Source organism: Streptomyces sp. NPDC006261, from assembly GCF_040613515.1.
In the GTDB taxonomy this organism is placed as follows: Bacteria; Actinomycetota; Actinomycetes; order Streptomycetales; family Streptomycetaceae; genus Streptomyces.
This window is the reverse complement of record NZ_JBEXSI010000122.1, coordinates 1-6,810: the sequence shown is the minus strand read 5'-3', so window position 1 is coordinate 6,810 and position 6,810 is coordinate 1. Positions and strand designations below refer to the sequence as shown.

The 6,810-nt window shown below is 67.4% G+C and carries 4 protein-coding genes and 1 pseudogene; 2 read left to right on the top strand and 3 right to left on the bottom strand.

What is annotated here, in order from left to right:
- Positions 1 to 1,045 precede the first annotated feature (1,045 nt).
- Both ABZ154_RS34515 and ABZ154_RS34510 read right to left on the bottom strand, forming a co-directional pair.
- A complete protein-coding gene (locus ABZ154_RS34515) occupies positions 1,046 to 2,284 on the bottom strand; it encodes a glycosyltransferase (protein WP_356838378.1) in 1,239 nt (412 codons plus the stop codon).
- A complete protein-coding gene (locus tag ABZ154_RS34510; protein WP_356838376.1) occupies positions 2,271 to 2,486 on the bottom strand; it encodes a hypothetical protein in 216 nt (71 codons plus the stop codon). The genes ABZ154_RS34515 and ABZ154_RS34510 overlap by 14 nt, the downstream gene beginning before the upstream one ends.
- Positions 2,487 to 2,822: 336 nt before the next feature.
- Here ABZ154_RS34510 and ABZ154_RS34505 point away from each other — a divergent pair.
- Both ABZ154_RS34505 and ABZ154_RS34500 read left to right on the top strand, forming a co-directional pair.
- Positions 2,823 to 3,576, top strand: a pseudogene (locus ABZ154_RS34505) (transposase family protein).
- Between the two features lie 142 nt (positions 3,577 to 3,718).
- Positions 3,719 to 4,519, top strand: coding sequence for a hypothetical protein (locus ABZ154_RS34500; RefSeq protein ID WP_356838375.1), 801 nt, complete (start codon positions 3,719 to 3,721; stop codon positions 4,517 to 4,519).
- Between the two features lie 763 nt (positions 4,520 to 5,282).
- Here ABZ154_RS34500 and ABZ154_RS34495 read toward each other — a convergent pair.
- Positions 5,283 to 6,299, bottom strand: coding sequence for a PIN domain-containing protein (locus ABZ154_RS34495; protein ID WP_356838374.1), 1,017 nt, complete (start codon positions 6,297 to 6,299; stop codon positions 5,283 to 5,285).
- Positions 6,300 to 6,810 lie beyond the last annotated feature (511 nt).

The following is a 6,810-nucleotide window of genomic DNA, read 5'->3' as shown; positions in this document are numbered from 1 at the left end:
GGAGTTCGACCACCCGATCACCATCAACATCAACGGCTGCCCGAACGCCTGCGCCCGCATCCAGGTCGCCGACATCGGCCTCAAGGGCCAGTTCCTTCTCATCTCTCAAGTACCCGCCACGCTCCATCCCGCAAGAGTGGGCAGTCTTCCCCGGCCTACGCCGCGGGCTCCTACCCGGCGGTCGAGTCGGCGCACGGACCGGCAGTCCCTCTGCGTCATGCATCCCCAGACCCGAGAGTGCCGTCATTTGCCATCGACATCCACGCGCTGCGTGATCGCCAACCACCTCCAAACCCGGTCGACAAACGCTGTTCAAACGCACGCGAGATGAAGTGGATGTGGGCGCGTTTCACTTCGCAGTCGACGTCCCGGGCTCTTTGCGCGCGGACGCTGAGCCGAGGGCGCGGGAGCGGCGGAGGTGGTCAGTTGGTGGGCCAGGGTTTGCCCTGCCAGCTCCACCGGTCGTGGCCGTCGCGTGCGTAAGCGGGCTCCCCGGGGGCAGTGCCTCCGCCGGACAGGGTGCCGTATCCACCGCTCTGCGCCTGCACAGGGTGGAGCTCGATGGTCTGTCCGTCCAGCGGGCCGACAGTCGGGGCTTCATGGACGCGCCGGTGCGCCCTGCACCTGGACTGGCCCGAGCTAGGGCAGTTCGGCGTGGGCGGGGCCGGCGAGGTACGACCCGCACCCGGCGAGCGGAACCGACTGCTAGATGACAGCCCCGGCTACGGCCTCGCGGTCGATCTCGTCAGTGAGCCTTTTCCAACCTCACGTTGAGGTGTGGGGGAGCACGAGTACGGTCTGGACGATCGCGGTGCTGCGGTTGATGCCGCATAGGTATCGAGCTGCTCGCCGTCGTACGGGCGCCGGCCTCGCTGATCGGCGCCGGGAACCCTTCGGCCCGTACGGCCTCAGCTTGCAGTATCGCTGCCAGCTGGCGCTCTGCTGCGTGGCAAAGTCCGCCAGGGTGCGTACGAGGTGGTGGTGGCCTGCTCTGATCAGGCTCGCGTCCTGATGGGGCCCACTCCGGGCCGGACGGCGCGTCATCTCAAGCAGGGGGACCTCCATCTCCCTCGCGCTGGATGTTCCACGTCACTCTCCGTTGGCGGGGGCCGCGGAGCAGGCCGACGGTTTGGCTGAAGAGAGCGGCCAGCGCGTTGATCGCCCAATGGCACAGGGGATAGACAGGCCCGAGCAGGTAGGCCCTGGACAACGTGGGATCGCGGGCGTAGACGATGGAAGTGGCCACGGTCAGTTGCACCGTCGAGATGATCGCGATGGCGACCCCCCAGCTCAGCATCCACGCCACCTCGCCGGTGCTGTGGAACACGACCAGCCGGACGAGCTCCCAGAGCGTGCCGCCCATCAGGACCAGCACCCACACGTATGACAGCACTGCCTCCCAGGCGATAGGCCACAGGTCCACGCTGCCAGGGCGGAACATCTTCCGGCCGTGGGTGCGTACCACCTCTCCCTGGCCGCGTGCCCAGCGCGTGCGCTGCTTCCACAGGGACCGCAGAGTGAGCGGGACCTCCATGCCGACAAGGGCGTTGGGTTCGAAGCTCGTGCGGTATCCGGCTTCCAGCAGCCGCCAGGTCAGCTCGATGTCCTCGGTCGCCATGCGCGGGTCGTATCCGCCGACCGCCAGGACCGCGTCGCGGCGGAAGATGCCGAGAACACCGGCGACCGTGCCGACCCGGCCCGCCAGCGCGTGGGTGCGGCGAATCAGGCCGATCAGCGAGGCCGCCTCCAGCACCTGCATCGCCGAGAGGACGTTGCGCCGGTTGGTGACGAACGGTGCGCCGGCCACGGCGGCGTAGCGGCGCGACCGTGTGATGCGCTCGACCAGGTACTTGACGGCGTCCGGATGCAGGTGGGTGTCCGCGTCGGTCACCACGACCAGCTCGTGGCGGGCCCTGCGCATGCCCTCGTTGAGCCGGTCGGCCTTGCCGAGGTTGACCTCGTCGTCCAGCACACTCACCCGCGGGTCCCCGGCCGCAGCCTCCACGGCCGCCCGTACGGTGGCGTCGGAGGAGCCGTCGTTGAGGATCAGCACCTCCAGCTCCGGATAGTCCACCCGGAGCAGGGCCTGTACGCAACGGGCGATCACCGCCTCCTCGTTGTAGGCGGGCACCAGGACGGTCACCGCGGGCCAGCCGCCCGCCGGGGGGTGGATGACGCGGCGCTCCTCCAGCAGCCGGAAGAGAAGACCTCCCGCGATCCACACGGCGCTGGTGGCCACCGGATAGAAGACCACGAAGTAGAAGAGCAGGTCACCAACTTCCATGGCGCTCCTCCCGCCGCCTCAGCCACACTCCGCACAGCAGGAACACATTCGCGATGACGAAGGACACCGCCGCCACCAGCACGATGTCGTGTAAAAAGGGCCCGTGTCCGAGCTCGACCACCGCCAGCCACGTCGCCGCGACCCACAGCAGCGGGGCAATCACGGCCCGGACCACCATGCGCGAACGGGAGATGCTGGACACCGGCATGAACCGGACGTCGTACCGTTCCTCCCCCGGGTCTGAGCCCTGATCCACACACATCTCCCGTTGAGAACTGTCGGCATCGGCTGCCAGGCGGACGATCAGTCCCAGTCCCCGGGCTGCCTTCGACACTGTAGGTGCCCACAGAGGCCGAATGCCGGAACTGTGAGTGACGAGCGTGGCGGGTGCTTTGGAAGTCCGGCAGGGCTGGGCGGCCTGGGCCGTGAGCCGTTTCAACCTGACGTGGTCAAACCGGCAGCCCTGGCGGCGGGCATGAGAAAAGCTCCTGGTAGACGGGTTCACGACCAAGATCACCAGTCCGCCAGGAGCTTGCGCGTGCTTGCCTACCCGTCCGGTATCGATCTGTCCAGCCGCACCCTGCAGCATCTCTCCGGTCTCCTCGCAGGTCACCGCCGTCAGATCGGCTCTCGGTGGCGTCGCCTGTCTTGTGGTCGGCAGGCCCTGCTCGTCCTGGCCCACCTGCGCTGCGGGGACACCTACGCCCGCCTCGCAGCAGGTTTTGGTGTCGGTATCACAACGGTCTACCGGTACATACGCGAGGCCGTCGATCTCTTGGCCGCTCTGGCGCCCACGCTGGAGCAGGTGATGCGAACCGTGCGGACGAAGGCGTACGTGATCCTGGACGGCACCGTGCTGCCGATCGACCGCATCGCTGCCGACCAGCCGTACTACTCCGGGAAGAAGAAGCACCACGGGATGAACGTGCAGGTCCTCGCGGATCCAGCCGGCCGTCTGATCTGGGCCTCGGACGCCCTACCCGGAGCCGTGCACGATCTGACCGCGGCCCGGACCCATGGCATCCCTGCCGCCCTCGCCGCCGACGACATCAAGTGCTGGACGGACCAGGCATATCAGGGCGCCAGACCCTGCCATCCGTGTGCCCTTCCGGGGCAAGAACCTGCACGGCTGGCGCCGGCGTCACAACCGCGACCACGCCAAGATCCGCAGCCTGGGCGAGCGCGCCATGGCTACCCTCAAATGCTGGCGACTCCTTCGGAAGCTCCGCTGCAGCACCACCCGGATCACCGCCCTCGTCCGTGCCGTCGTCGCACTCGAACTCACCACCTGATCAAGACGGAAAAGACTCAGTGGCTGAAAGTACGGCACCGTGTGACTCAGATCACGTCGCGGTGGCCGAGATTTGTTGCCGGTGGCATCGCTTCACGGGGCCGAGGGGTGAACATCTCAGTTCGCGAAGGGAGCGATACACCGTGAACACCGTAATGGACCAGCGCACACGCTTCGTCGTCCTGTCAGAAGATCTCCGAAACGAGCGCGGGATCGTAACGGCCACCGAGACCGGCATCCGCATGGTGGAGCATGGCGAGCACAGCGAGCGCATCTCGTGGAACTCGAAGCGCGCACCGGACCTAGTGCAGGCCTTGACCGTCCGCAGTTTTGTCAGCGGCGCATGGACGACCGCTGGCGAACCCACGTGCACCACCGACGAATGCGTTGCTGAGGTCGATTATTTCGCGGCCAAAACCCTTGTGGTTCCTCGAAGTGCGCGGTGGCTGGAGGCCGTGTCCACCGCCCTGGCCGGCAACTGGTGTGCCTCTCTCAGGCAAACCGGCCACCTGCCTCTCACCGCGCTTGGCGCGTTGAGGGCGGAAGCCCGCGCGGTACACCGGCAACTGGTGCCGTTGTGGCGGCGCCGGACACGACAAGGCCGGGTGCTGTCTCTTGACGCCGACCTGGGTGGCGGACTGTCGCTCTACGACATGGTCGCCACCCAGGTCGACCTGCTAGCCCACACGACGGGCGGAGTGTTCGATGACGAGCGGCTCAACGCGGTGTTGCGCTGTCTGTCTCTGGTCGAGCGGCAGGTAGTGATGGCGTACGCCGCGGGCGAGGGCACGACGTGGTCGGAGGCAGCAGATGCCGTTGGCGCCACTGCCCCGGAGGCTTTGGGCGAGCGAGTCCGCCGTAAAGCGAAGCGACTGGCCGCCGAGCAGTCGCGCCGCACGGCGCAGCGCGTCAGCGGGCCTCGCGAGTGGGGAACGAGCGGCTAACTCTGGTGCCACCGCCGTCCTGCCCTGCCCCAGCCAACACGTGGGGCACCGGGCAGTCAGCCCCAGTCCAATCTCCCAGAGGAACCAGGTCATGCCTACCATTGTCCTGCTCGTTGTGTTTCTGCTCGTCGTGGTCTCCACACTTGTGTGCGGGGCGCTTGTCTACGTAACTCACCGCCACCCGGCTTTCCGAGAACCACTACTCGTCGGCCTGGCCGGAATGGCCGTGCTGGCCGCGCTAGTGACCCCGATCGTGACCCGTTGAAGATCGCAAGGCCATGGAACGGTTCAGCCAGGACACGCTGGAACGGCTTGCTGCGCCCTGGCCCGCTGGACCGACGAGTGTGAGGAGGTTTTCTGACCTCACCAGCCTGTCTCGCTGCTGATCGCCCCACGCCCCCAGCGCCTTTCTCGCCGCCGATCTCCGCCCCAGGGCTTCTCGGGTCGCCCGGAGCGGGAGATCTGCGCTCACCGCCCGTACGAGGGATGACCAGCTGGTGTGGCGTGGTGGTAGAGGTCCCGGGGCGGTCCTTCCGTCGGGAGGCGGCCCAGCGGGGTGCCGTGTAGGTGCCGCCCCGGGGCCGTCCATCTGGGGACTTGGGCCTTTCTCAGCTCGGGACCGTCACACGGCACTGTCCGGGCACTGTCACCTGCCAGGATTCACCGTCATCTGTACCGGGCGGGTGATCGTGCCGTGCCAATGCCTATGACGGTGCAAACCGGACGGGCCTACCCCCTTATCCAGCTTGTCGCCAGGCGGCCATCAGCTGGTCGCCGACACCTCGACCGCTGGCATTTCGCCTGCGGACGGCTCCACCACCGGCGGCTGTGCGGCCGCTTGTGCGGCGGCCCGGTCGCGACGCTTCTGCCTCGTGCCGTTGCCGGGCTTGTTCTGTGAGGCCCAGTCGGGTTCCGGGCCGGGGTCCTTCGCGGGGATCTTCGTCACTTCGAGCCCTGCGGCGCACCCTCGTGTGTGCTGTCCGGTGTCGCATGTCAGCAGCCGTACGGGGCGGGAGGCCATCGACTGGATGGCGACTGCCCGGTCGATGATCTCGTCGTCGTCGATGGGGAGCCGTACGTGGCCAGGCTGATCCAGGACGATTTCGACACTCACCTGGCCGCGGATGTCCATGCTGCCGTCGCCGGGGGAGGAGGAACTCCTTTCCCTCCAGACGCCGGAGGTGCGCCCGTCGAGGGTCCCGTCCAGGAGCCCGAGGGTGTGGGACGCGCGCCAGCGGCTCCTCTCCTTTCCGGACTCTTTCAGGCCGTCGAGCTCGTCGACGACCGTGATCGGGAAGAGGAGGCGGACATCGTCGTGGGGCCGCAGGTCCAGGATCTGGCGCAGATCGGCGTCGGCGAGCTTGTCGGGGTTTTGGATGTAGAAGCTGGAGTCGGCGACCACGAGGGTCTCCGGTTTGCTCCACCGGTCCATCTGCGCTTTCAGGGCCTCGCCAGCGGCCTGGAGAGCCTGCGTGCGCTCCGCCAGTTCAAGGGCCACCAGGCCGTTGACCAGTCGTTCTTGGGAGCTTCCGGCGAGGCTGCCGCAGCTGCCGAGGAGCGCCTCATAGCGGCGGGTGAGCACCAGGTGGTCGATGTCGGCGTCACGGACCTGATGGCGCAGGACACCGGCCGCGTCGGTGGCCCATTCGAGATAGACCAGGAGCTGGGTGTAGGCGCTGCCTCGGTGGGAGCCGCGGAGGTTCTCCGCCGTCAGCTGGGCACCGCCGAGGGCTTGGAGGATGTTGCCAGGGTCGGCTCCCGGCCGGGGTGTGATGAGCATGGGTCGATCCTTCCAGCAGATGTACGGCCTTCCGTCCGTCGCGAGCTCCACCTGATGGAGAACTGGAGTAATCCTTCGGCTGAGCTTCGTCCGCTACGTCGTCCGGCAGGAAGCCGCCACCGAGGGCACACCCGCGCAAGGCCCGCTGTGCCAGAGTCGGAGGACGACGGCCAGGAGTTGGAGAAGTTACGCCGGAGCGTGTTCTTTTTGAGAGCTCAGCGCGCTTTGGCCCCGGCCACGCTTGCGGCGAGGATCTCCGATGCCGGGCAGCCCCAGGCCACCACCGAGTGGTCGACCTCGGTGATGTCGCGGATCAAGGGCACGGTCTGAGTATCGCAGGGCCGTCGGCGCGGAATATCGCTCGTGCTGACAGTCTTTGCCTCACCGAGCCGACAGGAAAGACTGGGCGGGGTGGGTGAAGTTTCCCCGTGATCTCGGACACTCGTTCGTTATGCCGCGAGGGTGTGTTGATGTCGCTGCCTGGTCTCGGCCGGGGTGAGGTAGCCGAAGG

Bases quoted from the DNA above. Each gene is read 5' to 3' on its own strand.
- ABZ154_RS34515 (WP_356838378.1), bottom strand. From the start codon at position 2,284: ATGGAAGTTGGTGACCTGCTCTTCTACTTCGTGGTCTTCTATCCGGTG.
- ABZ154_RS34495 (WP_356838374.1), bottom strand. From the start codon at position 6,299: ATGCTCATCACACCCCGGCCGGGAGCCGACCCTGGCAACATCCTCCAA.